We start from the raw sequence: 24,404 nt of genomic DNA on the forward strand, positions 1-24,404 counted from the left end.
ATGCGCGAGAGCTCAAGTCTTCCTAAGCTCATGCGCCCGCCGGTGATCGGGTCAAATCGCCTCCGTCAGGCCGGACGGCGGGACCAGTTCGGCTTTGGCGGCGATCGGGGAAGGGCGGGCTATCGCTGCCATGTCACTGATGGGCTGGGGCGGTGTCGGTTCGGTACGCGCGACATGGGCGCGGATGCCACCACCCGCCCGCTTGACCCCATAGGACTGGGTATCGGCGCGCTGGCTCAGTTCGTCGAGCGCGGTAGCCGTCAGACGGCCGGTCGCATAGCCGAGACTGAGGCCGACGCTGACCGGGGCGCCGCAATCGATGTCGCAGGGCCGGGTCAGGGCATGATGGATGGCCTGGGCCAGGTGCGTGGTCGCGTCGCCGCCTGCCGGTTGAAGCAGGACGAACTCGTCGCCGCCGATGCGGGCGGCGACCGTGCCCGCCGGGACAGTGGCCTGGATGCGCTTCGCCAGGAGCGCGAGCAGTCGGTCGCCCGCCAGATGCCCGAACGCGTCGTTGACCGCCTTGAACCCATCGAGATCGAAGGCATGGACAGTGATCGTGCGATGCCCCTGAGCGTCCTCTAGCGCGAGCATCGTTTCGAACGCCTCGCGCAGGCCGAAGCGGTTGAACAGGCCGGTCAGTGGGTCCCTGCGGGCGAGCGTTTCCATCTCGAGCCGCAAGGTGACCGCCCGACGCGCCGTTTCATAGACGTAGGCGATGCTCTGAAGCCCTGCGAAAAGAAAGATGATATAGACCGCTGCGACGATACGGTGCTCCGTGTCCAGAAGCGCCAAGGCCGCGGCGCTCGGAATGCCGGCGCTCATGATGGTGGCGACCGCGATGAAGGGCCGGATCGACACGCGGGAGATCACGCCCGCCGCATAACCATAGGCGATGCAGACCGGCACCAAGTCGAGCGCGACCTTCGGTAGGCCGAAGATGACCGCCGAATAGAAACCTAGCGAAAGGCCCACGGCGACCGCCGTCACCGCATGAAGTGCTTCGACCCGGCGCACGATGCGGAGGGATGCATTGCGATAGGCTTTATGATGGCGCTGGTGATGCAGGATCGTCGCGATCCTGATGAGGGACGCGCTCACGCCGGTGACGGTGGCGGCCAGCATGAACGGGTCGGGGACGAGCGACAGGATATAGGAGCCCGTCGACAGGATCAGCCCACACAGGATAATCATCGGCGTGAGGTTGGCCGACAGCCCCTCGACAAGCTCCCGATAGACCGGCTCGGGTTCGTCCAACCGCAGGATTGCGCGCACTTCCATCTCTCCGCCATCGGACGATCGTCTATAGTATTGAATTATCCTATAGCAGGTGAATGCGTTGGGTTAACATGTTCCGACGGACACCTTCCCGGGAAGGTGCCGATGGCGTCATCTCGACACGCGCCCGGCCAGGATGCGGCCCTGATCGCGCAAGACGGCTAGCCGCTGGCATGCGGCCATTGATCGTATAAATCTGTCCGCTGGCCATGGCGCTCGCCGTCGTCGCGGTCTAGACGGCCTCTAGGTAAGAGAGGAAAGCACCCGGACCATGGCCAGCGGACCGTTCATCGCCGTCGATTGGGGGACGACCAACCGGCGTGCCTGGCGGATCGAGGACGGCGTCGTCACCGCGCGGGAGCGCGACGGGAGGGGCGTCACCTCGGTGCCGGCCGATGGCTGGGACGCGGAAGTGGCGGGACTGCGTGCGCGGCTGGGCGATCATCCGATGCTGCTGGCGGGCATGGTTGGCTCGACCATCGGCTGGCGCGAGGCGGCCTATGTGCCTGCTCCCGCCGGACTGGAGGACCTCGCCACCCATTGGCTGGCGGTCGACGCCCGCACGGTGATCGTGCCGGGCCTGTCGACGGTGGCCGGCGGCCGTGGCGATGTGATGCGCGGCGAGGAGGTGCAATTGCTGGGCGCGGTCGCGGCCGGGCTGACGCCGGGCGACGCTGTGCTTTGCCAGCCGGGTACGCATTGCAAATGGGCGACGATGCGGGACGGCCGGGTCGATGGCTTCGTCACCGCGATGACCGGCGAGCTGTTCGCCCTGTTGCGCGGCGGTGGCATCCTCGCCGCGCAGCTGACGGGCGAGGTGGTGGCCGGCGCGGCGTTCGAGGCGGGCGTGGCGGAGGGACGCAGGCGCGACCTGCCCGCCGCCCTGTTCGGCATCCGCACGGCCAAGCTGCTCGGCCTGCGCGACGATCACGATGCACCCTCCTATGCCAGCGGGCTGCTGATCGGCGCGGATGTCGCCGCGCACCTGGCCGAGACGCCGGGCGCGATCGTCCATGTTCTGGCCGACCCGGTAATGGGCGGCCTCTATGCCTCCGCGATCCGGATATGCGGCGGCACGGCGGTGGTGGTCGACAGCCATGCCGCCTTCATCGCGGGGATCACCCGCCTCGGGAGTTTCCTGCCATGACCGACTTCGCCTCCGCTTTCGCGCGTTGCCCCCTGGTGGCGATCCTGCGCGGCGTCCGCCCCGATGAGGTCGAGCCGATCGGCGAGGAACTGGTCGCCGCCGGCTTCACGCTGATCGAGGTGCCGATGAACTCGCCCGAGCCGCTCGACAGCGTCGCACGCCTGGCCCGGCGTTTTGGTGATGGGGCGATGATCGGCGCGGGCACCGTGCTGGATGTCGAGACGGTCACCCAGGTGCGTGATGCGGGGGGCCGGATGATCATCTCGCCCAATACCGATGTCGATGTGATCGCGGCGACGGCGGCGGCGGGCATGGCGTCGCTGCCCGGCTATTTCACCCCGTCCGAGGCCTTTGCCGCGCTCAAGGCGGGGGCTAGCGCGCTCAAGCTCTTCCCCGCCGAGGCCGCCTCGCCGGCCGTGCTGAAGGCGCAGCGCGCGGTGCTGCCGCGATCCGTGCCGGTGCTGGTGGTCGGCGGCGTCGCGCCCGACACCATGGCGCCGTGGCGCGCGGTGGGGGCGGACGGCTTCGGACTGGGATCGGCCCTGTACAAACCCGGCATGACGGCGGCCGAGGTCGGGGCGGCTGCGCGCGCCTTTGTGGCGGCGCTCGGCCGATCCGAGTGACGCGACCGGGCGAGCGGGTGAAGATCTTCTTCGACGGCGGCCTGCGCCCGGAGGGCATGGAATATGCGTTGGTCTGTCGCGGCGAGCGTCGCGTGCGGCAGGGCCTGGGGCCGGGCACCAGCATGACCGCCGAATGGCTGGCCCTGCTCGCCGCCACGCACTGGGCGCTGGCGCTTGGCGAGCCGGCGGTGTTGGTCGGCGACTCGGCGGCGGTGATCGCCCAGGCGCGTGGCCGGGTGCCGGCGCGAGGCGATCACGCGGCGCATCTGGCGGAATGGCGGGCGCTGGTGGCGGATGGACCGAGGCCGGCGCTGCGGCAGGTCAAGCGTGCGCAGAACCTGGCGGGTATCGCGCTGGACCGCCTGCCGGGGCGGTAGGCTTCTGGAGCCCGATGACACGACCTTGATGTAGGATCGTCATTGCGAGCGCAGCGAAGCAATCCAGGGCGTCACGCGCGCGGGCATGGATTGCATCGCTGCGCTCGCAATGACGGCTTGGGGCGACCCGCTCTAGCTGGCGCGTTCGGTCGGCTTCAGCCCATGTTACGGCAAGGCATTGGCCAGCGCCGCCAGGTCGGCGGCGTTGACCGGCTGCCCCACCGCGTCCGTCACGCCCGCATGGGCCGGCGTCGCCCCGTCACCGGAGGCGAAGCCGGCGACATCCACCGCCATCCAGATGATCCCCGCCGCCCATAGCAAGGCGAACCAGCGGCTGCGGAAGATGCGGGGCGAGGGGAGCATGACCCCCGCTATGCGCCGGCGATCCTTGCCAAGGTCTTGACGAAGCCGGGAACGGGCGCGCGGCGATCACCTCGCCACGCGCTTAATCCGCCGGATATTACTCCGCCGCGACGCCGGACGAGCCGAACATGTCAGTCATCTCGCCGGCCGAGGCATCCTCATTGGCGGGCTTGCTGCTCTTGGCCTTCTGGCGCGTGTCGAAGGCATCCCACACGTCGTTCCACTGGCCGCGCGTCGCCGCCTTGGAATATTCGGTCGCCCGCGTCTCGAAGAAATTGGCGTGCTCGACGCCGTTCAGCAGCGGCGTCAGCCAGGGCAGGGGATGCTCGTCGATCATGTAGATCGGCTTCAGGCCGAGCTGGCCCAGACGCCAGTCGGCGATGTAGCGGATATACTTCTTGATCTCCTTGGGCGTCATGCCGTTCACCGGGCCCATCTCGAACGCCAGGTCGATGAAGTTATCCTCCAGCCGGATCGTCGTCTGGCAGACATCGGCGATGTCGTCCTTCACCGCGCGCGTCAGGCACTGGCGCTCCTTGGTGAAGGCATGGAAGAGCTGGATGATCCCCTCGCAATGGAGGCTCTCGTCGCGCACCGACCAGGTGACGATCTGGCCCATGCCCTTCATCTTGTTGAAGCGCGGGAAGTTCATCAGCATCGCAAAGGAGGCGAAGAGCTGCACGCCCTCGGTGAAGCCGCCGAACATCGCCAGCGTGCGGGCGATATCCTCGTCATTGTCGACGCCGAAGCGCTGGAGATAGTCGTGCTTGTCCTTCATCTCCGCATATTCGAGGAAGGCGCCATATTCGCTCTCGGGCATGCCGATCGTGTCGAGCAGATGGCTGTAGGCGGCGATGTGCACCGTCTCCATGTTGCTGAAGGCGGTCAGCATCATCTTGATCTCGGTCGGCTTGAACACCCGGCCATATTTCTCGTGATAGCAGTCCTGCACCTCGACATCCGCCTGGGTGAAGAATCGGAAGATCTGGGTCAGCAGGTTGCGCTCGTGATCGGACAGCTTCTGTGCCCAATCGCGGCAATCCTCGCCCAGCGGCACCTCTTCGGGCAGCCAGTGGAGCTGCTGCTGGCGCTTCCAGAAATCGAACGCCCAAGGGTATTCGAACGGCTTGTACTGCTTTGACGCGGCGAGAAGGGACATGGAGAGTTCCTTAATGAAATCAGATGTATGAAATGGAAATGGAGGCGCTACGCCAGGTGCTCTTGCTGAAAACCGGACGTAGCTTATAGAGTTGCTTCATGGACATGTATTGGGGGGAGAAGCCGGGCCTCCGCGTCGTCAACGTCGCGGATCTGTCGCCGGTGGGGGAGCCGTTCGTCGAGCTGTTGTCGATCGACGACCGCCCGTTGGAATGGGCGCGATATTCTGGGCTGCCCGCGAACGCGCTGGAGCGGGCGGTGCCCCGTCCGCGCGTGTCGCGATACCGCGCCGCCTGGCAGGCGGCGAATGCGGCACGCGGCGCGACGGCGCTGGTGTCGCACCTGCCCCGGATGACCGCCGCCGTGGCCGATGCCGCCCGGCTGCGCGGGATCGACACCCCACATTTGGCCTTCTCCTTCAACTTCACCCAGCTGCCGGCGCCGGCGGCACGGACGCGCTTCCGCCGCAGCCTGGCGAGCGTCGACCAATTCTGCACATATACCGGATTCGAAGCCGATCTGTATGCCGAAGTGTTCGCGATCCCGCGCGACCGGTTCCGGCCGCTATGCTGGACGCAGGAGGCGCCGGTGCCGGGCGCGGTGCACCCGATGCTGCTGCCGTCCGGTCCGTTCGTGGCGGCGGTGGGCGGCGAGGGCCGGGACTTCGCGATGCTGATCGCGGCGGCGCGGGCGCTGCCCCAGGTGCCGTTCGTCGTGATCGCGCGGCAGACGCCACTGCTGATGGACCCGCCCGCGAACATGACGGTGCACTTCAACCTGCCATATGCGACCTGCTGGGGCATCGCCGCGCGGGCCGCGGCATTGCTGGTGCCGCTGCGCGATGCCGAGACGTGCTGCGGACATATCACGCTGGTCAGCGCGCGGATGCTGGGCCTGCCGATCGTCACCACCCGCTCGCGCGGCACCGACGAATATACGCAAGACTTCGCCGGCACGACGCTGGTGCCCGCCGGCTCGGTCGAGGGGTGGGTGGAGGCGATCCGCACCGTCATCGCCGATCCCGACGCGGCGCGCGCGGCCGCGGCGATCGACCATGCCGAGGCGGCGACGCTGTACGACCGCTCGCGGTGGAGCACATATATCCGCGACTTCGTCGCCCAGGCCCGCGCATAGGTCATGGCACGACCGTCCACCGCCACATGGCGGTGGCGGACGCGCCGAGCGTGATCGCAGCGGCAACCGCCATGATGCCGGTCATCCGGAAGGCGTAGAGTTTCGGCTGGGACAGCGGCGTGCGCAGCCGCAGCAACAGCCCCGCGCCGAGCAGGCCCAACAGGGTGGCGACCAGGTACATGATGGCGACGGGCCACGTCATCCGCCCATCACCCGGATCGTCCCACCACCGATCAGGCCGATGATCAGCAGCGAATAGGCGACGATCATCGCCGTCCGGCCCCGGGCGGGCGTGTACCAATCGTTGCGCCGCGCCATCACCTGCCGGTCGATGACGTACCAGCTGGCGATCGCGACCGCGAGCGAGGCGAGGAAGGTGAGCAGGACGGTCGGCCCCGGCCCCGGGTCCGCCATGTGATGCAGGAGGAGACTCACCGCAAATCCGCCCACCCATTGGTTGAGATAGAGCGGATAGGAGATGGCGCCGGCGAACACCGCCAACCGCATCCGCCGGCCGGGCATGGCGAGGGCCAGGACGACCAGCACGGCGAAGATCGCATGCAGGGCCGTGACGTCCCACCGCCACATCAGGGCCACGGTGATGCAGGCGCCGAGGCCGAGCGCCAGATGCCGTGGCCAGGTGCCGGTCACGAGTGGCTGGCGTTGGTGGATCACGGCCGCCAATACGCCCAGCGCGATCGGCGCAAAGCGGGACGGCAGGGCCATCAGCACGGCGGCGACGACCACCCAGGGCCAGATCTTCCGCCCGAACGGCAGCAGGATCATCAGCAGCGGCGCGACCAGATAGAACTGCTCCTCGACGGAGATGCTCCAGAAATGGTTGCCGGTGCCGCCCAGCGGCATTTCGGTCAGCGCCTGCGGGAAGCGCGTGAAGGTATAATGGGTGAAGGTGGTGTCGTAGAAAAGATATTTCAGCCAGTCGAGGGACAGGCCGTGCTTCGCCAGCGCAAGCCCGTAGAGCAGCGCCACGCAGGCGAAATAGGGGGCCCAGATCCGCGTGGACCGGTTGTAGAAGAAGCGGGGCAGGTCGGAGCGCTGCGTCTTGAGCAGGATGCCACCGATCAGCCATCCCGACAGCGCCAGGAACACGTCGACGGCCAGCCCGCCGCCCAGGGGGCCGGGGAAGTGGACGCCCGAATGATCGAGCAGCACGATCGACGCCAGCAGGAAGCGCAGCCAGTCGAATGCCGGATATTGATCGACTTTGCGCGCTTCCGGATTGCCCGCAGCCGCGCGGGCGGGATTCAGCACGTCCAGGGTCGAGCCGGGCACCGCGGCACCAGGAATATCACCGCTCATGCCACCATCTCGCCTTCAGTGCGTTTGGCCACCGAACCCCACACAGGAGATTGCAGATGGTCGATGCCACCCAGATCAAGGAACATGCCGAAGTCATCGGCGCGGACGGCGTGCATATCGGCACGGTCGACCATGTCGAGGGCGACCGGATCAAGCTGACCAAGAACGACTCGCCCTCGACCGAGGACGGGCAGGGCGCGAAGCACCATTACCTGCCCATCGGCCTGGTCGCCGAAGTGGAGGGCGACACGGTCCGCTTGTCGGCCACCGCGCAGAACGCGCAGGACATGTTCGAAACCGCCGAGTGAGGTGGCGCCGTCCCGGCGCAGGGCGTCGGGGCGAGCGACGGACGCAACTGGGGCGATACCGGGGAACCGGTGTCGCCCTTTCCGCATGGGCATTGCCCGATCGGAGCGTATATGGCCCGTCCCACCCGGCGCGGCAGGGACGGCGCGATCATCATGCTGCTGGTCATAGCCCATGTTGCTGCCCTGTCCGTCGCCCGAGACCGGAGCGCGGGGCTTCCCTCCGCGCTCCGACCAAAGTGTCTCTGCCCCCGCCATTACTGGCAGGCGAGGCACTCGTCATAATCCGTCGTCTCGCCGAGCGAGAATTTCGGCGTGGCGATGGTATTGTCCGCCTCGACGCCGCCCTGGCCCTCCGACCCGGCGAACCCGGCGCGCTGCACCGACTTGGAACGGAGATAGTAGAGCGACTTGATGCCCAGCTCCCAGGCGCGGAAGTGGAGCATCAGCAGGTCCCACTTCTCGACATCCGCCGGGATGAACAGGTTCAGCGACTGCGCCTGGTCGATATAGGGGGTGCGGTCACCGGCCAGTTCGAGCAGCCAGCGCTGATCGATCTCGAAGCTGGTCTTGTAGCAGTCCTTCTCCTCCGGCGAGAGGAAGTCGAGATGCTGGACCGAGCCACCATGTTCCAGGATCGAGTTCCATACCGCGTCGGTGTTCTTCGACTTCTCGTTGAACAGCTTCTCCAGATAGGGATTCTTGATCGAGAAGCTGCCCGACAGCGTCTTGTGCGTATAGATATTGGCCGGGATCGGCTCAATGCAGGCGCTCGTGCCCCCACAGATGATCGAGATCGACGCGGTCGGCGCGATCGCCATCTTGCACGAGAAGCGCTCCATCACGCCCATGTCCGCCGCATCGGGGCAGGGCCCGCGCTCGGCCGCCAGCGTCATCGACGCCTGGTTCACTTGTGCGTTGATATGCTTGAAGATCTTCAGGTTCCACGACTTGGCCATCGCCCCTTCAAAGGGCAGGCCGCGTGCCTGTAGGAAGGAGTGGAAGCCCATCACGCCCAGGCCCACCGACCGCTCGCGGCCCGCGGAATAGGCGGCGCGCTCCATGCCCGGCTCGTGCCGGTCGATATAGTCCTGCAGGACATTGTCGAGGAAGCGCATCACGTCCTCGATGAACTGCTTGTCGTCCTTCCACTGGTCCCAGGTTTCCAGGTTGAGCGACGACAGGCAGCAGACCGCCGTCCGGTCATTGCCCAGATGGTCGCGCCCGGTGGGCAGCGTAATTTCCGAACAGAGGTTCGAGGTCGACACCTTCAGGCCCAGGTCACGATGATGCTTGGGCATCGTCGAGTTCACATGGTCGGCGAAGACGATATAGGGCTCGCCGGTCTGGAGCCGGGTCTCGACCAGCTTCTGGAACAGCGAACGCGCATCGACGGTGGCGCGGACCTCGCCGGTCTTGGGGCTCTTCAGATGCCATTCGCTCCCGTCGCGCACGGCTTCCATGAAGGCGTCCGGGATCAGCACGCCGTGGTGCAGGTTCAACGCCTTGCGGTTGAAGTCGCCCGAGGGCTTCCGGATTTCCAGGAACTCCTCGATCTCCGGGTGCGAGACGTCGAGATAGCAGGCGGCCGAGCCGCGCCGCAGCGAGCCCTGGCTGATCGCCAGCGTCAGCGAATCCATCACGCGGACGAAGGGGATGATGCCGCTGGTCTTGCCGTTCAGGCCGACCGGCTCGCCGATGCCGCGTACCTGGCCCCAATAGGTGCCGATGCCGCCGCCGCGCGAGGCGAGCCAGACATTCTCGTTCCAGGTGTCGACGATGCCGTTGAGGCTGTCGGGCACCGAGTTGAGATAGCAGGAGATGGGCAGGCCGCGCCCGGTGCCGCCATTGGAGAGCACCGGCGTCGCCGGCATGAACCACAGGCGCGAGATATAGTCGTAGATGCGCTGCGCATGCGCCGCATCATCGGCATAGGCGGAGGCGACGCGGACGAACAGGTCCTGATAGCTTTCGCCCGGCAGCAGATAGCGGTCGTTCAGCGTCTCCTTGCCGAAATCGGTCAGGAGCGAGTCGCGGCTATGGTCGACGTCCAGCGCATAGGGCTGGGGCGCGATCGACTTGCTGTCGAGCGCGGTCGGGACCTTGGCTTCGGTCGCCGGCTCGGCCGTGGCGGGAGCGGAAGCGGCGGCGTCCTTGGCCGTCGCCAGGGCGACGGCTTCGAGCAAATCCATGGTGTCGGTGGTCATATCGCTGTCCCGGCCATCCCTATAATCCATCGCACGCCTCTTCCGCTTCCTGTTCCCGGTCCGTTCGAATCGGCGCACGCCATTCGTCTACCACCACCGCTAAGTCGCGGGGAGAACAAAAGAAGTCCATAGGTAGCGAAGCTACCTGCTGATCCGGTTTGCGTGGACAACGCGGACACCATCTCTAGGGTCCGTCCATCGTCTGCGCCCCCACTGATTGTGGCAAAGCCGCGTGGGAGGCAAGCGTATAATCGTCTTGACAGCGGCCGCCCGGAAACCCTCCAAACGGCCCAATCCCCCGCGACGCGTGCTTCTCCGCCACTTCCCTCAAGTGCAAGGGGAGAAGTCGCAAAAGGAAATATTTTTCGTCAGCGGGGCGGTCGGGATGCCGGCTGCCGACGGGCATGACCTCCGACTCGTCAGCCGATTACGAAGTGATCGCGGCGGGGCGGACGTCGATCGGTGATGCGGTCCGGCCCGCACGCGGCGCGCCTATCGACGACTGCGCCATCGGACCGGCGGGGTCGCGTCGACCACGGTCCGCGATGACGGCCGTGACCTGTCGCGGCTCAGTCAGATCGCGCGGCGCAGCGGGCGGGCCGGCGTCGACAACAGGCGTTGCAGGTCGAGCGGCTGCGCGAACTGGAGCCCGGCGCGGCCGTCCGCCGCCCAGCGGATGCGCGCCGCGAACATCTGGTTCTCGACCAGCTCGATCAGCAACTCGACGCCGACCGCGGCCTGGTCGATCGTCAGCCCGTCGATCATCGCGCCGCCGGAGGAGATGTCGCGGATGCGGACGTCGCGCTCGATCCCGTTCAGCGCGACTCGCGACGGACGGAACACCTTGGTCCGCTCCGCCCGGGTGATGCGCACGCCGGTCGCCACCGCCTGACCGGCGCGGGCGGTCATCATCGCCACCGCCTCGGCGCAGCGCATCGGCCGGCCATAGACATAGCCCTGGATATGGCTGCATCCCAGGTCGCGGATCATCAGCACCTCGTCCTGCGCCTCCACCCCCTCGGCCGTGGTCTCCATCCCCAGCGTCTCCGCCAGCGTGACGATGGCGCGGATGATCGCGATGTTGCGACTGCCGGGCTGCGCCGCGCCGCGCACGAAGCTCTGATCGATCTTGATCTTGTCGAACGGCGCGTTGCGCAGATAGCCGAGCGACGAATAGCCGGTGCCGAAATCGTCGAGCGACAGCCGCACGCCCAGCGCCTTGAGCGAACGGAACATCGCGTCCGACGATCGGCTGTCGTCCAGGAACACGCCCTCGGTGATCTCCAGCTCCAGCCGGCCGGGGATGAGCCCGGATCGGGCCAGCGCGCTGGTGACGATGGTCGGCAGCTGCGGATTGGCGAACTGCACCGGCGAGACGTTGACCGCGACACAGACATCCTCGGGCCAGGTCGCCGCCTCCAGGCAGGCGGTCCGCAGCACCCATTCGCCCAGCGCCTCGATCAGTCCGCATTCCTCGGCGACCGGGATGAAGTCGGCCGGCGAGACCGCCCCGCGCGTCGGATGGTCCCAACGGACCAGCGCTTCATAGCCGACGATCCGCTCGTCCACCGTCGAGACCACCGGCTGGTAGCAGAGGTGGAACGCGCCGCTGGCCAGGGCCTGGCGCAGATCCTCCTCCAGCGCCTGGCGGTTGCGCGCGCCTTCGAGCATCTGTTCGGCATAGAAGCGGTGGACGCCGCGGCCGTCCGCCTTGGCGGCATAGAGGGCGAGATCGGCATTGCGGATCAGCGTCTCCGAATCGCCACCGTCATAGGGGGCGATGGCGATGCCGATCGAACAGCCGATGGTGATCGAGGTGCCGCCTAGGCGATAGGGCATGGACAGGGCGTCGATCAGTTCGGTCGCCAGCGTCGCCAGCGTGTCGCGGCATTGCGTGCCGGGCAGCAGCACCTGGAACTCGTCGCCGCCCAGTCGCCCGACCAGCCCGGCATCGCCGACGCCGCGCGACAGGCGTTGCGCCACCTGCTTCAACAAATCGTCGCCGGCCTGATGGCCGAGCGTGTCGTTGACCGCCTTGAACCGGTCGAGATCCATCAGGAACAGCGCGTTGGGACGGCCGCCGCCCTGCGCCTGCGCCAGCGTCTTGTCGATCGACAGCCGCATCCGCTGGCGGTTGGCGAGGCCGGTCAGCCCGTCGAACAGCGCGAGCCGGGTGATCTCCGCCTCCGATCGCCGCCGCTCGGTCAGGTCGGTGCCCGAGCCGATGAACCCCTGGAACCGGCCCAGTTCGTCGATCACCGGCCGGCCGGACATCGACCACCAGCGCTCGCCCGCGTCATCCTCCGCCGCGCGGACCGAATAGTCGGAAAAGGAGGTGCGCGACGACAGGTGGAAGGCCAGGGTCCGCTCGGTCGCGGGCGTGGCGCTGTCCATCTGGAAAACCTCGGTCAGCGGCCGGCCAAGCGGTGCGGGGCCGAAGCCGGCGATCGCCTCCGCCACCCGCGCCGAGATATAGACGATCCGCCCGTCACGATCGACTTCCCAGAACCAGCCGGTGCCCTGGTCCTCGAACTCGGCGATCATCTTGGCGGCGAAGGCCCCCTCCATCGCGCGCACCGTGTCCGCCCGCGTCGTCGCCCGGTCGAGCCGGACGAGGCGCAGCGTGCCGGTGAACAGGATCAGCAGCACGGTCGCGACGCCAGCCAGCGTGCTCATCAGCCCCATATGCGGGGCCATCGCCAGCACCATGCCGCCCGCATAGCCGATCATCGCCGGCCGGATCGGGTAGAGGGCCAGCGCCGACAGGGCGAGCGCGCCGGTGACCATCACGATCGCAGTCTGCGAAATCGTGCCGTCGCTGTCGTGCACCACCATCCATTGCAGCGTCACCAGCGCCGCGCCGATCACCGCCGCCAGCAGCGTCGCGCCGCGCGCCCGCAGATGCGAGCGCCAGGCGGAGGCAGGCATCTGGACGATGGCGAAGGCGTATAGCGAAGTGACGATCAGCAGCGCCGACAGGCCGAGCACCGCCAGCGATCCCATCAGCGCGACGCTGGCCATGACGGCCGACAGCCCCTGGAACGCCATCGCCAGCGGCCAGAGCGCGGCGACCTGCGCCAGCCGCCGGACCTGACGGCCGCCATGTTCCATCTCGTCCTCGGCCAGCCCGAGCAGGACCGCCAATGACGGACGGTCGTCATCGGGGACGATGGCATTGGCGCGATTCCGCATGGACCGGCGCTAGGCCGATGCTGGTTATCACCCGCGCAACGGGGATGGTTGACGGGAAATTATTCCACTGTCGTTCCGAACACGTGGGATAGGACGGCGGCGCGTTGCGTTATGCCGCGCCTTGTCGCACAAGCGCGGCCATGACGACCATCATCCGCGACACCGACCTGATCGAGAGCGTGGCCGACGCGCTCCAGTTCATCAGCTATTATCACCCGATGGATTATATCCGCGCGCTGGGCGAAGCCTATGAGGCCGAGCAGTCGCCCGCCGCCAAGGATGCGATCGCGCAAATCCTGACCAACAGCCGCATGTGCGCGGAGGGCCATCGTCCGATCTGCCAGGATACCGGGATCGTCACCGTCTTCGTCAAATGGGGGCAGGACTGCCGCCTGTCCGGCGACCGCAGCCTGCAGGAGGTCGTCGACGAGGGTGTCCGCCGCGCCTATCTCCATCCCGAGAACAAGCTGCGCGCCTCGATCCTGGCCGACCCGGCCTTCACGCGCCGCAACACGCGCGACAACACGCCCAGCGTCCTGCATGTCGAGATGGTGCCGGGCAACACGGTCTCGGTCGATGTCGCGGCCAAGGGCGGCGGGTCGGAGAACAAGTCCAAGTTCAAGATGATGAACCCCAGCGACTCGATCGTCGACTGGGTGCTGGAGATGATCCCGCAAATGGGTGCCGGCTGGTGCCCGCCGGGGATGCTGGGCATCGGCATCGGCGGCACCGCGGAGAAGGCGATGCTGCTCGCCAAGGAATCGCTGATGGGCGCGATCGACATGGGCCAGCTGCGCGCGCGCGGTCCCCGCAACGATATCGAGGCGCTGCGCATCGAGATCATGGACAAGGTCAACGCGCTGGGCATCGGCGCGCAGGGGCTGGGCGGCCTGTCGACCATCCTCGACGTGAAGATCCTCGACTGGCCGACCCATGCCGCGTCCAAGCCGGTGGCGATGATCCCCAATTGCGCCGCGACCCGCCATGCGCATTTCACGCTCGATGGCAGCGGCCCGGCCTATCTGGAGACGCCGAACCTCGCCGACTGGCCGCAGGTCGACTGGAAGCCCGACGCCGCCGCCAAGCGCGTCGATCTCGACACGCTGACGCCGGAGGTGGTGCAGAGCTGGAAGCATGGCGATCGGCTGCTGCTCAACGGCAAGATGCTGACCGGTCGCGACGCCGCGCACAAGCGGATCGCCGACATGTTGGCGCGCGGCGAGGAACTGCCGGTCGAGTTCCGGGGGCGGGTGATCTATTATGTCGGGCCGGTCGATCCGGTCGGCGAGGAAGTGGTCGGCCCCGCCGGCCCGACCACCGCGACGCGCATGGACAAGTTCACGCGGATGATGCTGGAGCAGGGCCTGCTCGCGATGGTCGGCAAGGCCGAGCGCGGTCCGGCGGCGGTGGAAGCGATCCGCGATCACCGGAGCGCCTATTTGATGGCGGTCGGCGGCGCGGCCTATCTGGTCGCGCGGGCGATCAAGGGCAGCAAGGTCGTCGGCTTCGAGGATCTGGGGATGGAGGCGATCTACGAATTCGAGGTCAGCGATTTCCCGGTGACCGTCGCGGTCGATGCCGAGGGGCAGAATGTCCACCATCTCGCCCCGCTGGTATGGCGCGAGAAGATCGCGCGCGAGAAGTTGCTGACCCCGGCCTGACGACATTCCAGCGAAAAGCCGCTGCCGCCTGCGCGGCAGCGCGGGAGCGCGGGGCTGCACACCATGAAGGCGTTGGTCTCGTCCGCCCAGGGTTCCTGCGTCCGCAGCAGCCCAAGTCTGGACAACCTCCCTTTTTTGGACGTTCGCCGGCGTTTCGCCTGACCGCTGATCCGGCAGGTCGCGCCATTCGCCCCCGACTGGTCGCGAAGGCGCGGTCCGGACGATCCCGCTGCCGGATGCGATAAACTGGTATAGTTTTTTTTCGATCGTTCCGCCATGACGCATGCCGTGATTGGCGATAAAAGCTTTGGTGCGATCTCAAGTGGATGGCGTACCGTTCTGAGCTACGCTGCGGCGTTGCTGCTATGCCTGATCGCGGCCTGGATGCGGGCCGGCCTCAACTGGGCGCTGCCGCCGGGCTATCCGTTCCTGACCTTCTTCCCTGCGATCATCGTCAGCGCATTCCTGTTCGGACGTGGTCCGGGGACACTGGCCGCGATCATCTGCGGCGTGACGGCCTGGTATGCATTCGTGCCGCCGTTCCACACCTTCACCCTAAATGGCCCGACCGCCCTGGCGATGGGCTTTTACGGGGTGGTGGTAACGGTCGACGTGATGCTGATCGATTCGATGAAGCGCGCCAACATCCGCTTGGCCGATGAACGCGAACGCTCCGCCCGCATCGCGCGGGAATGTAGCGAACTCGCCGAACGGACCGAGATGCTGTTCCATGAATTGCAGCACCGGGTATCGAACAATCTGCAGATGGTCGGGGCGATGCTATCGCTGCAACAGTCCAAGGTCGCCGACCCGGCGGCGCGCCAGGCGCTGGCCGATGCAGGTACGCGCGTGCAGACGATCGGCCGCATCCAGCGAAAGCTCTACGCGACGAGTGGCGAACAGGTGCCGCTCGACTCCTTCCTGACCGATCTGACCGCCGGCCTGATCGAGGCAAGCGGCAAGCCGGGCCTTCGCCATGTCATGGCGGTCGAGTCCGAACTGTTCCTCGCGCCACAGGCGGCCATTCCGCTCGCGTTGATCATGGCGGAGGCGGTGGCCAATGCGATCGAACATGGCTTTGCCGACCGCCCCGGCGGGCTGATCACGATCACCTTGTGCAGGGCGGGCGAGCGGTTGCTGCTGACGATCGGCGACGATGGCGTGGGACTGCCGCCGGGTTTCGACCTGGAGCAGGTGACCAGCCTGGGACTGGACGTGTCCCGCAATCTGGCCCGGCAACTGGACGGGGAAATGACGCTGGAACGCGCACGACAGGGCACGGTGATGCGCCTGGACCTGCCTCTGCAATAAGCCGCGGCTTGGGCTTTCGCGCGTCGATCAATGGCCTAGAAATGAGAAGAGGTTGCCGAGGCGTCTCCCGACGACCCGACAACCCCCAAACATGGTCAGCGGCCGGAGAGCTCCAGCCCGGGAAACCATGTGACCTCCGAACCTGTGGGCGATGCCGTTGCTTGGGGGAGAATACCCCCCGGCGTCACCCGGCGGTGCTTAGAGGCCAGTCCCCCGAACGAACTGAACCGACCCCACTGCTGAACCATGAGACATCGGATCACCTCCTTTCGCTTGTTGAGAGCCAAATGCGATCGTTTCCGATCGCGAGAACAATGTGTGCCGGACCGACGTTCGATACAAGCCTTGTTCTCAGTTCCATTTTAGACGATCTTCCCGCCCCCCGGTCGCGATTCCAGGCCAATGAATCAGCCCCGACAATCCTCGATCACTCGGCCGATCTCCGCATAGGCGGGTATGACCAGCGGCGGCCGTCCAGGCTGGCCGATGGTGAAGCGCCCCCGGCTGAACGCCATGGCATCCAGCAACGGGTCGGTCGCGCTCAGCCGCACCTCCAGCGACACGGGCGGCCATTCGTCCGGGCTGTTCCGTGCGGTCGCGGCGATCGTCCGGCTGGTGCTGGTGGTGCGGACCTCCAGGTTGGCCGTGCCGGTCGCGCCCGGCAGGGTGATCGCGATCTGGCGCGCCCCGCGCTCGCAGGACAGGCGCAGGCGCGGCAGGTCCTGCGCGGTGCCGAACGTCGCCACCGTGACGCCGCTGGGGCCGGCCGGCGCGTAGCGCCACGTCCCCGGCGTCAGCGGCCAGTCCCGCCAGTCCGGCCCGAGCGCCGGCTGGACGGGTGGCGGCGGCGCGACCGTGACCGGACGCGGTGCGGCGGGCGGAGCCTGGACGGTCGGGGCGACGCAACCCGCAACCGACGAGGCGATCAGGGTGGCCAGAAGGGGCGTGTGCGGGCGGTGCGAGCGCGCGCCGGATTGGTGAACAGGCATCGCCTCCGCGCTTAGGCGGCGGAGAGGGGCGGCTCAACCCGCTGACGTCAGGGAACCGTCGAGCCGCGCCGCCGGTTCGACCGACGGTTTAACAGGAGTAGTATAATGTCGACCACCGAACAGGCACCCACCCAGTTGCTGCTGCAATCCAATGTCGCGCACAGCGTCAAGGTCGAGAGCCGCGACGGCGACGTGGTCGGCTCGGTCTATTCCTTCATGGTGCACAAGGGCTCGGGCCGCGTCACCCATGCGGTGCTGTCGCTCGGCGGCTTCCTGGGCATGGGCAAGAGCTTCTATCCGGTGCCCTTCGCACTGCTCCAGTTCGATCCGGTCCGCGACCTCTATGTCATCACCGTCGACCGCCGGCTTCTGGAAGGCGGCCCCAGCTGGTCGAACAACGCGCCCGTCTTCGACCAGGCCTATGCCGATCGCGTCGCCAGCTATTACGGCACTGCCGCGGACAATTTGAACGCAGGTTGAGGGACTTGAGCCGCTTGGCAGGGAGCCGGAACGGTCACCGGGACGTTGGGCGGGCTTTCAGGAGTAGGATAGCATGAGCATCTTCGGCAAGATCAAGTCCGCCATCTTCGGCGACCATGGCCCGCTTGGCGGCCAGTTCGGCGGCAAGAAGGACGCAGCCCCCGCAGCGCCCGCACCCGCGCCGCAGCATCAGCCGGTGCCGCAGGCGGGCGTTCCTGCCCAGGCACCCTCGCAGCAGCCCGCACCCGGGCAGGCGCCCGCTGCACAGGCGCCGGTCGATGTCGAGGCGGTGCTGACCGGCGTCGCCCAGCGCAAGGGCAATCCGAACCTCAACTGGCGCAGCTCGATCGTCGACTTGATGAAGTTGCTCGACCTCGACTCGTCGCTGGACAACCGCAAGGAGCTGGCGACCGAGCTCGGTTATAGCGGTGCGAAGGACGGCTCCGCCGAGATGAACATCTGGCTGCACAAGGCGGTGATGCGCGAGCTGGAGAAGAATGGCGGCACGGTGCCCGCCGGGCTGAAGGATTGATCGTCCGGGCGGCGCGCTTGACGACAAGCGCGCCGCCACCTCCTCAACCGCGCGCCTTGCGGCCGGACGCGAACTTCTGCGACTTGCCGAACCGGGTCTTGCGCGTGCCCGGCTTGCCTTCGTTGCTGCGCCCCATGATCGGGGCCTTCTGCTCGTGGACGGGCAGGCCGAGTTCTTCCCCCTCCAACTGGCGGATCTCGTCGCGCAGCCGCCCGGCCTCTTCGAACTCGAGGTCCGCGGCCGCCTTGCGCATCTTCTTTTCGAGTTCCTCGATATAGGCGCGCAGATTGTGGCCGACCATGTGCGGCCGTTCCTCGTCGATCGGGACCGTGACCTGATCGCCCTGCGAGACATGTGCGATGATGTCGCCGATATTGCGGCGGATCGTGGTCGGCGTGATGCCGTGTTCCTCGTTATACGCCTTCTGCTTCTCGCGCCGCCGCCCGGTCTCGTTCATCGCCCGCTCCATCGAGCCGGTGATGCGGTCGGCATATAGGATCACCCGGCCGTCGACATTGCGTGCCGCGCGGCCGATGGTCTGGATCAGCGACGTCTCCGAGCGCAGGAAGCCTTCCTTGTCGGCGTCCAGGATGGCGACCAGCCCGCATTCCGGAATGTCGAGCCCCTCGCGCAGCAGGTTGATGCCGATCAGCACGTCGTAGACGCCCAGCCGCAGGTCACGGATCAGCTCGATGCGCTCCAGCGTCTCGACATCGGAATGCATGTAGCGGACCTTGATCCCCGCCTCGTGCATGTACTCGGTCAGGTCCTCCGCCATCCGCTTGGTCAGCGTGGTGACTAGCGTACGATAGCCGAGCTCGGCGGTCTTCTTGCACTCCTGGATCAGGTCCTGCACCTGTTCCTCGACCGGCTTGATCTCGATCGGCGGGTCGATCAGCCCGGTCGGACGGATGACCTGTTCGGCGAAGACGCCGCCGGCCTGCTCCATCTCCCAGCTGCCCGGCGTCGCCGAGACGCAGACCGTCTGCGGGCGCATCGCGTCCCATTCGTTGAAGCGCAGGGGCCGATTGTCGATCGCCGAGGGCAGGCGGAAACCATATTCGGCCAGCGTGATCTTGCGCCGATGGTCGCCGCGCGACATGCCGTTGATCTGGCCGATCGTCTGGTGGCTCTCGTCGACGAAGAGCAGCGCATTCTCCGGCAGATATTCGAACAGGGTCGGCGGCGGCTCGCCGGGCAGGCGGCCGGTCAAGAAGCGGCTGTAATTCTCGATGCCGTTGCAGCTGCCCGTCGCGGCGATCATCTCCAGGTCGAAATTGGTGCGCTGCTCCAACCGCTGATGCTCGATCAGCTTCCCCTCCGCTTCCAGCTCCTTCAACCGTTCGGTCAGTTCGTGGCGGATCGCCTGCGTCGCCTGCTTCATCGTCGGGCCGGGCGTGACATAGTGCGAATTGGCGTAGATGCGCACCGAGTTGAGGCTGGCGACCTTCTGACCGGTCAGCGGATCAAACTCGACGATCTCCTCGATATCGTCGCCGAAGAAGGAGATGCGCCAGGCGCTGTCCTCATAATGCGACGGGAAGATTTCCAGATTGTCGCCACGCACGCGGAAATTGCCACGCTGGAAGGCGGCGTCGTTGCGCTTGTACTGGAGCGCGACCAGCTTGCGCACCACCTCGCGCTGGTCGACGGTCTGGCCTTTTTTCAGGTCGAAGATCATCGCCGAATAGGTCTCGACCGAACCGATGCCGTAGAGGCACGACACCGAGGCGACGATGATCACGTCGTCGCGTTCGAGCAGGGACCGGGTGGCCGAATGGCGCATCCGGTCGATCGACTCGTTGATCGACGATTCCTTCTCGATATAGGTGTCCGAACGCGGCACATAGGCTTCAGGCTGGTAATAGTCGTAATAGCTGACGAAATATTCGACCGCATTGTTCGGGAAGAACGACTTGAACTCGCCGTACAACTGCGCGGCGAGGATCTTGTTGGGCGCGAGGATCAGCGCCGGCCGCTGCATCGCCTCGATCACCTTGGCCATGGTGAAGGTCTTGCCCGAGCCGGTGACGCCGAGCAGCACCTGGTCCTTCTCGCCGGCGCGCGCGGTCTGCACCAGTTCGGCGATCGCGGTCGGCTGGTCGCCCGAGGGCGTATATTCGCTGACCAGCTCGAAGCGCCTGCCACCCTCCACCTTCTCCGGCCGCTGGGGGCGGTGGGGGACGAATTCTTCGCCGGTCTCGGGTTCGGCGAGGCTGGTGCGGATCTGAATGGCCATCGCCGCCGGATATGGGGGCGATGGCCGCTGGGGGGAAGGGACCGGTCCCGCTTTGTTCGAACGATCCGATGCGTCGTTCAGTCCAGGGCGAACAGGGTCTCGATATCCTCGGCGGGCAGGTCGATGCCGAACATCAGGCTGAGCCGCATCCGGTAGACGCGCTGGTCGGTGATCGTCGCCTCCGTCTCCTTGTCGGCGGCGCGGCGGCGATAATGACGGTCGGTCAAGGAAGCGAAGCCATGCGGCAGCACGAGGCTGACGATCCGGTGCGTGGTGAAGCGGATGTTCGGCGCGGTCGAGGTCCAGTGGTTGCTGAGCGCCAGGTCGGCCGGCGCGACCGCCGCCAGGGTGAAGCTGTATTGCGGCTGATAGCCGGGGCCGGTGCCGCGCCCGTCGGTGGTGGCGCTCGGTCCGTCGCGCAGCAGCAGCCAGCTGCCGTCCGGCTCCTGCCGTAGGTGGAAATTCGCGCCGTCGGGCGCCTCTGCCGTCGCACCGTCGCGCAGCGGCATGGGCGGGGCATAGCTGCCGCCGAACCCGGCATCGGCGATCCAGTCCGCGCCGTCGATCGTCACCAGGCTGAGGGTGTGGGTGAGGGGCGGTGTCTCGATCGCGCCGAGCCAGACGCGGGCGAGCAGGGGGCGATGATCGAAACCCAGCGCGCTCAGCGCATCGCCGAACAGCCGGTTCTGCTCGAAGCAATAGCCGCCGCGCCGTGCCGTCACCAGCTTGGCGAACACCGACGCGCTGTCGATGGCGATGCCGCGACCCAGGATCACGTCGAGATTCTCGAACGGGATGGCGAGGCGATGGGCATGCTGCAACCGGGCAAGGCCGGCGGCGTCGAGCGTGGGGCGGGCCGGCAGGTCGATGCGGGCGAGATAGGCGGTCAGATCGAACATGCGCCGGCTATAGCGAGGCTTGGGCGCGAGCAGAACCGCTTCATCATTGTCCGGAATGGGGCTGGTGGTACGCGGTACGTGCGATAGGATGCTGGGAAAAAGGGGACTTCGCCATGCGCCTGCTCACGCCATTCTTAATCTCTGCCATGCTCGCAGTGCCGGTGTCGCCCGCCCTGGCGCAGACGCCCGACTGGGCCGCGGCGGTGAAGGCCGATTACGACCGTGATCTGGGCCAGATGTGGGACTGGTTCCACCGCAACCCCGAACTGTCGTTCCGCGAGGAGAAGACGGCGGCGCGGATGGCGACCGCGTTGCGCGCGGTGCCCGGCATGACGGTGACCGAGAAGGTCGGGCGGACCGGCGTGGTCGGCGTGCTGCGCAACGGCGAGGGCCCGGTGGTGCTGGTCCGCGCCGATATGGACGGTCTGCCGGTGGAGGAGAAGTCCGGCCTGCCCAATGCCTCCAAGGCGCGGCAGGTCGGGCTGGACGGCGTCGAATCGCCGGTCATGCATGCCTGCGGCCACGACACGCACATCACCGCGATGGTCGCGACCGCGCGCCGGCTGGCGGCGCTGAAGGCGCGGTGGAAGGGGACGGTGGTCTTCGTCGTCCAGCCCGCCGAGGAACGCGTCGGCGGCGCGGAGGCGCTGCTGAAGGACGGGCTCTACACTCGCTTCCCCAAGCCGCAATATGCGCTGGCCTTCCATGTCGATGCCGAGCGGGCGGCCGGGACCGTCTCCGCATCGGAGGGGATTCAATATTCCTCGTCCGATTCGGTCGACATCACCGTGCCCGGCATCGGCGCGCACGGGGCCAGCCCGCATATGGGCAAGGACCCGGTCTATATGGCGTCGCAGATCGTGATCGGCCTGCAAGGCATCATCAGTCGGGATCGCCAGCCGCTCGATCCCGGCGTCATCACCGTCGGCTCCTTCCATGCCGGGGCGAAGCACAACATCATCTCCGACCAGGCGGTGCTGCAGGTCACGGTGCGCGCCAATAACGAGGGCGAGCGCACGGCGCTGCTCGACGGCATCCGCCGCGTCGCGCGTGGCGTCGGCGTGATGAACGGCATGGCGGCGGACAAGATGCCCGTTGTCACGGTCAGCGAGGGGACGCCGACCACGATCAACGATGCACCGCTGGCACGCCGGCTGAACGCGGTGATCGCGCGCACCCTGGGGGCGGACCATGTCGCCCCGTTCGCGCAAAAGGGCATGGGGGCGGAGGATTTCGCCTTCTACGTGCAGCCCGAAACCGGCGTGAAGGGCTATTATTTCTCGGTCGGCGGCACGCCCCGGGCGGCGATCGACGCGGCCCGCGCGGGCGGCCCGCCCATCGCCTCGCACCATTCCCCCTTGTTCAAGATCGCGCCCGAACCGGCGATCGTCACGGGCGCGGTGGCGATGACCGCGGCGGTGCTCGACCTGCTCGGGCCGACAAGCGCGGGTTGAGGCAGGCCAACAAGCGGTTCGGTTGAGCCGGGCGGCAGGTTGCGGTAACGGGGCGCGACGCGGTTGACGTGCCCCGTGCATGGCAATAGCCGCGAACCGTTCGCAATTACTAAGGTCCCGCCATGGAAACCGCCGTTCGCGCGCCCGCGACGATTCCCGATCATGCCGCTTTTCAGACGGTTGCCGTCCGCTGGGTGAAGCATTGGAACGAGCATCTCTTTTCCTTCGCGGTCGACCGGCCGGACTCGTTCCGCTTCCGCTCGGGCGAGTTCGTGATGATCGGCCTGCCCGGCGACGCCGGCAAGCCGCTGATGCGCGCCTATTCGGTCGCCAGCCCGGCCTGGTCGGAGGAACTGGAGTTCCTGTCGATCAAGGTCGAGGACGGCCCGCTGACCTCGCGCCTCCAGCGGATCGACGTGGGCGACCAGCTCTATCTCGGCAAGAAGCCGACCGGCACGCTGGTCTGCGACGCGCTGCTCGGCGGCAAGCGGTTGTTCATGCTGTCGACCGGCACCGGTCTCGCGCCCTTCCTCAGCCTGGCGCGCGATCCGGAAGTGTATCAGCGCTTCGAGCAGGTGGTGGCGGTACACAGCGTGCGCCGGGTCAGCGACCTCGCCTATCACGATGAACTGGCCGCGCAGCTGGCCGACGATCCGCTGGTGGCCGACGAGGCCAGGGCGCAGTTCCACTATATCCCGACCGTGACGCGCGAGCCGTTCCGGACGCAGGGCCGGATCGACGCGCTGATCGCCGACGGCCGCCTGTTCCACCCACCGCTGGAGGGGCCGGCGCATCTCGATCCGGAGAATGACCGGGTGATGCTGTGCGGTTCGACCGACATGATCCGCCAGACGGCGGCGATGCTGGAGGGGCTGGGCTTCGTGGAGGGGTCGAACGCCAATCCCGGCAGCTTCGTGATCGAGCGCGCCTTCGTCGGCTAAGCGATCAGCGGGCGGCCTCGACGGCGCGGCGCACCGCGTCGTCGAGCGCGGCCTGATGATGGTCGACATAATGGCCGCCGGGCAGCGCGACGATCCGTGCGTTGCGCTGGCGGAGCGTGCGGCAGGCGCTGTCCGTTTCATCGCGTCCGTAGATGCAGCCGAGCGGCGTCCAGTCGAGCCGGGGCAGCGTGTCGGCGGCCAGGCTGTCCGGCCGGGTCTCATAGAGCAGGCCGGTCGGGTCCGCGCGGAAATAGACGGTCGCGCCCGGCACGATCAGGATCACGCCCGCGACATGCGCGCGCAGATCGGCGGGGAGCGCGGCCAGCCCGGTCTGGAGCATGTCGGCACCATAGCTCTGCCCGATCAGGACGATGCGGCCGTTGCCGGTGAGCGCCAGCGCCCGTCGCACCAACTGGGCGACGATCGCGTCCACCTCCGCCCGGCTGCGATGGAAGCGGAACAGCACGGGCGACCGGACCGCCACCACCTCGGTGCCATGCGCGGCCAGCATCCGCGCCACCGCCGGACCCGCACCGAAATGCAGGCCCATGTCACCCGACATCAGCAGGGCTGCGACCGGCCGTCGCTGTCCCTCTGCCGGATAGACGCGGATCGGATCGCGGACCGCATAGCCGCCCGCCAGGAACAGGCCGCCCAGGCCGATCAGCACCACGGCCGCCACGACCAGGATGGATAGCCGGCGCCGGCGGGCACGGGACGGGCGGAATGGCGACATGATCGTAACTCTCTCAGCGGCGGACGGGCGTTTGTGGCGGGCAACAGCCATCCGTCCG

22 protein-coding genes are annotated in these 24,404 nt (G+C 67.2%); 11 read left to right on the plus strand and 11 right to left on the minus strand.

The features are described from left to right. Window positions 1-51: 51 nt before the first annotated feature. Window positions 52-1,281 (minus strand): GGDEF domain-containing protein, encoded by a 1,230-nt coding sequence (locus tag BRX43_RS12005; protein ID WP_125995159.1) that lies wholly within the window; start codon window positions 1,279-1,281, stop codon window positions 52-54. A gap of 268 nt (window positions 1,282-1,549) precedes the next feature. On the opposite strand from BRX43_RS12005, the gene BRX43_RS12010 reads away from it, so the two are divergent. The 3 genes from BRX43_RS12010 to BRX43_RS12020 are packed head-to-tail and all read left to right on the plus strand — an operon-like array spanning window position 1,550 to window position 3,425. Further along, window positions 1,550-2,425, plus strand: coding sequence for a 2-dehydro-3-deoxygalactonokinase (locus BRX43_RS12010; protein ID WP_125995161.1), 876 nt, complete (start codon window positions 1,550-1,552; stop codon window positions 2,423-2,425). Next, window positions 2,422-3,048, plus strand: coding sequence for a 2-dehydro-3-deoxy-6-phosphogalactonate aldolase (locus tag BRX43_RS12015; RefSeq protein WP_125995163.1), 627 nt, complete (start codon window positions 2,422-2,424; stop codon window positions 3,046-3,048). The genes BRX43_RS12010 and BRX43_RS12015 overlap by 4 nt, the downstream gene beginning before the upstream one ends. Then, window positions 3,045-3,425, plus strand: coding sequence for a hypothetical protein (locus BRX43_RS12020; protein WP_241214923.1), 381 nt, complete (start codon window positions 3,045-3,047; stop codon window positions 3,423-3,425). The genes BRX43_RS12015 and BRX43_RS12020 overlap by 4 nt, the downstream gene beginning before the upstream one ends. Window positions 3,426-3,590: 165 nt before the next feature. Here BRX43_RS12020 and BRX43_RS12025 read toward each other — a convergent pair whose 3' ends face one another. Together BRX43_RS12025 and BRX43_RS12030 are read right to left on the minus strand one after the other, a co-directional pair. Further along, window positions 3,591-3,788: a hypothetical protein gene (locus BRX43_RS12025; protein ID WP_125995165.1), complete on the minus strand. Its 198-nt coding sequence runs from the start codon at window positions 3,786-3,788 to the stop codon at window positions 3,591-3,593. Between the two features lie 97 nt (window positions 3,789-3,885). Continuing rightward, window positions 3,886-4,947 (minus strand): ribonucleotide-diphosphate reductase subunit beta, encoded by a 1,062-nt coding sequence (locus tag BRX43_RS12030; RefSeq protein WP_125995167.1) that lies wholly within the window; start codon window positions 4,945-4,947, stop codon window positions 3,886-3,888. Between the two features lie 98 nt (window positions 4,948-5,045). Between BRX43_RS12030 and BRX43_RS12035 the strand changes: the two genes are divergently transcribed. Beyond that, a complete protein-coding gene (locus tag BRX43_RS12035) occupies window positions 5,046-6,080 on the plus strand; it encodes a glycosyltransferase (RefSeq protein WP_125995169.1) in 1,035 nt (344 codons plus the stop codon). Window position 6,081: 1 nt separating this feature from the next. Here BRX43_RS12035 and BRX43_RS12040 read toward each other — a convergent pair whose 3' ends face one another. Together BRX43_RS12040 and BRX43_RS12045 are read right to left on the minus strand one after the other, a co-directional pair. After that, window positions 6,082-6,282, minus strand: coding sequence for a hypothetical protein (locus tag BRX43_RS12040; RefSeq protein ID WP_125995171.1), 201 nt, complete (start codon window positions 6,280-6,282; stop codon window positions 6,082-6,084). After that, a complete protein-coding gene (locus tag BRX43_RS12045) occupies window positions 6,279-7,400 on the minus strand; it encodes an acyltransferase (protein WP_125995173.1) in 1,122 nt (373 codons plus the stop codon). The genes BRX43_RS12040 and BRX43_RS12045 overlap by 4 nt, the downstream gene beginning before the upstream one ends. A gap of 56 nt (window positions 7,401-7,456) precedes the next feature. On the opposite strand from BRX43_RS12045, the gene BRX43_RS12050 reads away from it, so the two are divergent. Beyond that, complete coding sequence (locus BRX43_RS12050; protein ID WP_125995175.1) at window positions 7,457-7,708, plus strand: DUF2171 domain-containing protein; 252 nt, start codon at window positions 7,457-7,459, stop codon at window positions 7,706-7,708. A gap of 254 nt (window positions 7,709-7,962) precedes the next feature. On the opposite strand, the gene BRX43_RS12055 is transcribed toward BRX43_RS12050, so the two are convergent. Together BRX43_RS12055 and BRX43_RS12060 are read right to left on the minus strand one after the other, a co-directional pair. After that, entirely contained in the window at window positions 7,963-9,942 is a 1,980-nt protein-coding gene (locus BRX43_RS12055; protein ID WP_125995177.1) for a ribonucleoside-diphosphate reductase subunit alpha, read from the minus strand. Between the two features lie 543 nt (window positions 9,943-10,485). Next, entirely contained in the window at window positions 10,486-13,104 is a 2,619-nt protein-coding gene (locus BRX43_RS12060; RefSeq protein ID WP_125995178.1) for an EAL domain-containing protein, read from the minus strand. Between the two features lie 140 nt (window positions 13,105-13,244). On the opposite strand from BRX43_RS12060, the gene BRX43_RS12065 reads away from it, so the two are divergent. Both BRX43_RS12065 and BRX43_RS12070 read left to right on the plus strand, forming a co-directional pair. Beyond that, entirely contained in the window at window positions 13,245-14,765 is a 1,521-nt protein-coding gene (locus tag BRX43_RS12065) for a fumarate hydratase (protein WP_125995180.1), read from the plus strand. A gap of 276 nt (window positions 14,766-15,041) precedes the next feature. Then, window positions 15,042-16,076: a histidine kinase dimerization/phosphoacceptor domain -containing protein gene (locus BRX43_RS12070; protein WP_125995182.1), complete on the plus strand. Its 1,035-nt coding sequence runs from the start codon at window positions 15,042-15,044 to the stop codon at window positions 16,074-16,076. 407 nt (window positions 16,077-16,483) lie between these two features. Here BRX43_RS12070 and BRX43_RS12075 read toward each other — a convergent pair whose 3' ends face one another. Further along, window positions 16,484-17,065, minus strand: coding sequence for a hypothetical protein (locus tag BRX43_RS12075; protein WP_125995184.1), 582 nt, complete (start codon window positions 17,063-17,065; stop codon window positions 16,484-16,486). Between the two features lie 105 nt (window positions 17,066-17,170). Between BRX43_RS12075 and BRX43_RS12080 the strand changes: the two genes are divergently transcribed. Continuing rightward, a complete protein-coding gene (locus tag BRX43_RS12080; RefSeq protein ID WP_125995186.1) occupies window positions 17,171-17,545 on the plus strand; it encodes a PRC-barrel domain-containing protein in 375 nt (124 codons plus the stop codon). 73 nt (window positions 17,546-17,618) lie between these two features. After that, window positions 17,619-18,077 (plus strand): DUF3597 domain-containing protein, encoded by a 459-nt coding sequence (locus BRX43_RS12085; protein WP_125995187.1) that lies wholly within the window; start codon window positions 17,619-17,621, stop codon window positions 18,075-18,077. Between the two features lie 43 nt (window positions 18,078-18,120). Here BRX43_RS12085 and uvrB read toward each other — a convergent pair whose 3' ends face one another. Together uvrB and BRX43_RS12095 are read right to left on the minus strand one after the other, a co-directional pair. Continuing rightward, window positions 18,121-20,316, minus strand: coding sequence for an excinuclease ABC subunit UvrB (uvrB, locus tag BRX43_RS12090; protein WP_125995189.1), 2,196 nt, complete (start codon window positions 20,314-20,316; stop codon window positions 18,121-18,123). A 77-nt stretch (window positions 20,317-20,393) separates the two neighbouring features. Further along, on the minus strand, window positions 20,394-21,215 hold the full coding sequence (locus BRX43_RS12095; protein ID WP_125995191.1) for an arylamine N-acetyltransferase: 822 nt from the start codon (window positions 21,213-21,215) through the stop codon (window positions 20,394-20,396). 146 nt (window positions 21,216-21,361) lie between these two features. Here BRX43_RS12095 and BRX43_RS12100 point away from each other — a divergent pair, with 146 nt between their 5' ends. Beyond that, window positions 21,362-22,669, plus strand: coding sequence for an amidohydrolase (locus BRX43_RS12100; RefSeq protein WP_241214925.1), 1,308 nt, complete (start codon window positions 21,362-21,364; stop codon window positions 22,667-22,669). Window positions 22,670-22,791: 122 nt separating this feature from the next. Continuing rightward, window positions 22,792-23,610, plus strand: coding sequence for a ferredoxin--NADP reductase (locus tag BRX43_RS12105; protein ID WP_125995195.1), 819 nt, complete (start codon window positions 22,792-22,794; stop codon window positions 23,608-23,610). A gap of 4 nt (window positions 23,611-23,614) precedes the next feature. Here the strand turns inward: BRX43_RS12105 and BRX43_RS12110 are convergent, their stop codons facing one another. After that, window positions 23,615-24,346 carry an AcvB/VirJ family lysyl-phosphatidylglycerol hydrolase gene (locus BRX43_RS12110; RefSeq protein ID WP_125995197.1) on the minus strand — a complete coding sequence of 244 codons (732 nt, stop codon included), beginning with the start codon at window positions 24,344-24,346 and terminating at the stop codon, window positions 23,615-23,617. Window positions 24,347-24,404: the final 58 nt, after the last annotated feature.

Source organism: Sphingomonas sp. S-NIH.Pt15_0812 (assembly GCF_003951315.1).
Taxonomy (GTDB): Bacteria; Pseudomonadota; Alphaproteobacteria; order Sphingomonadales; family Sphingomonadaceae; genus Sphingomonas.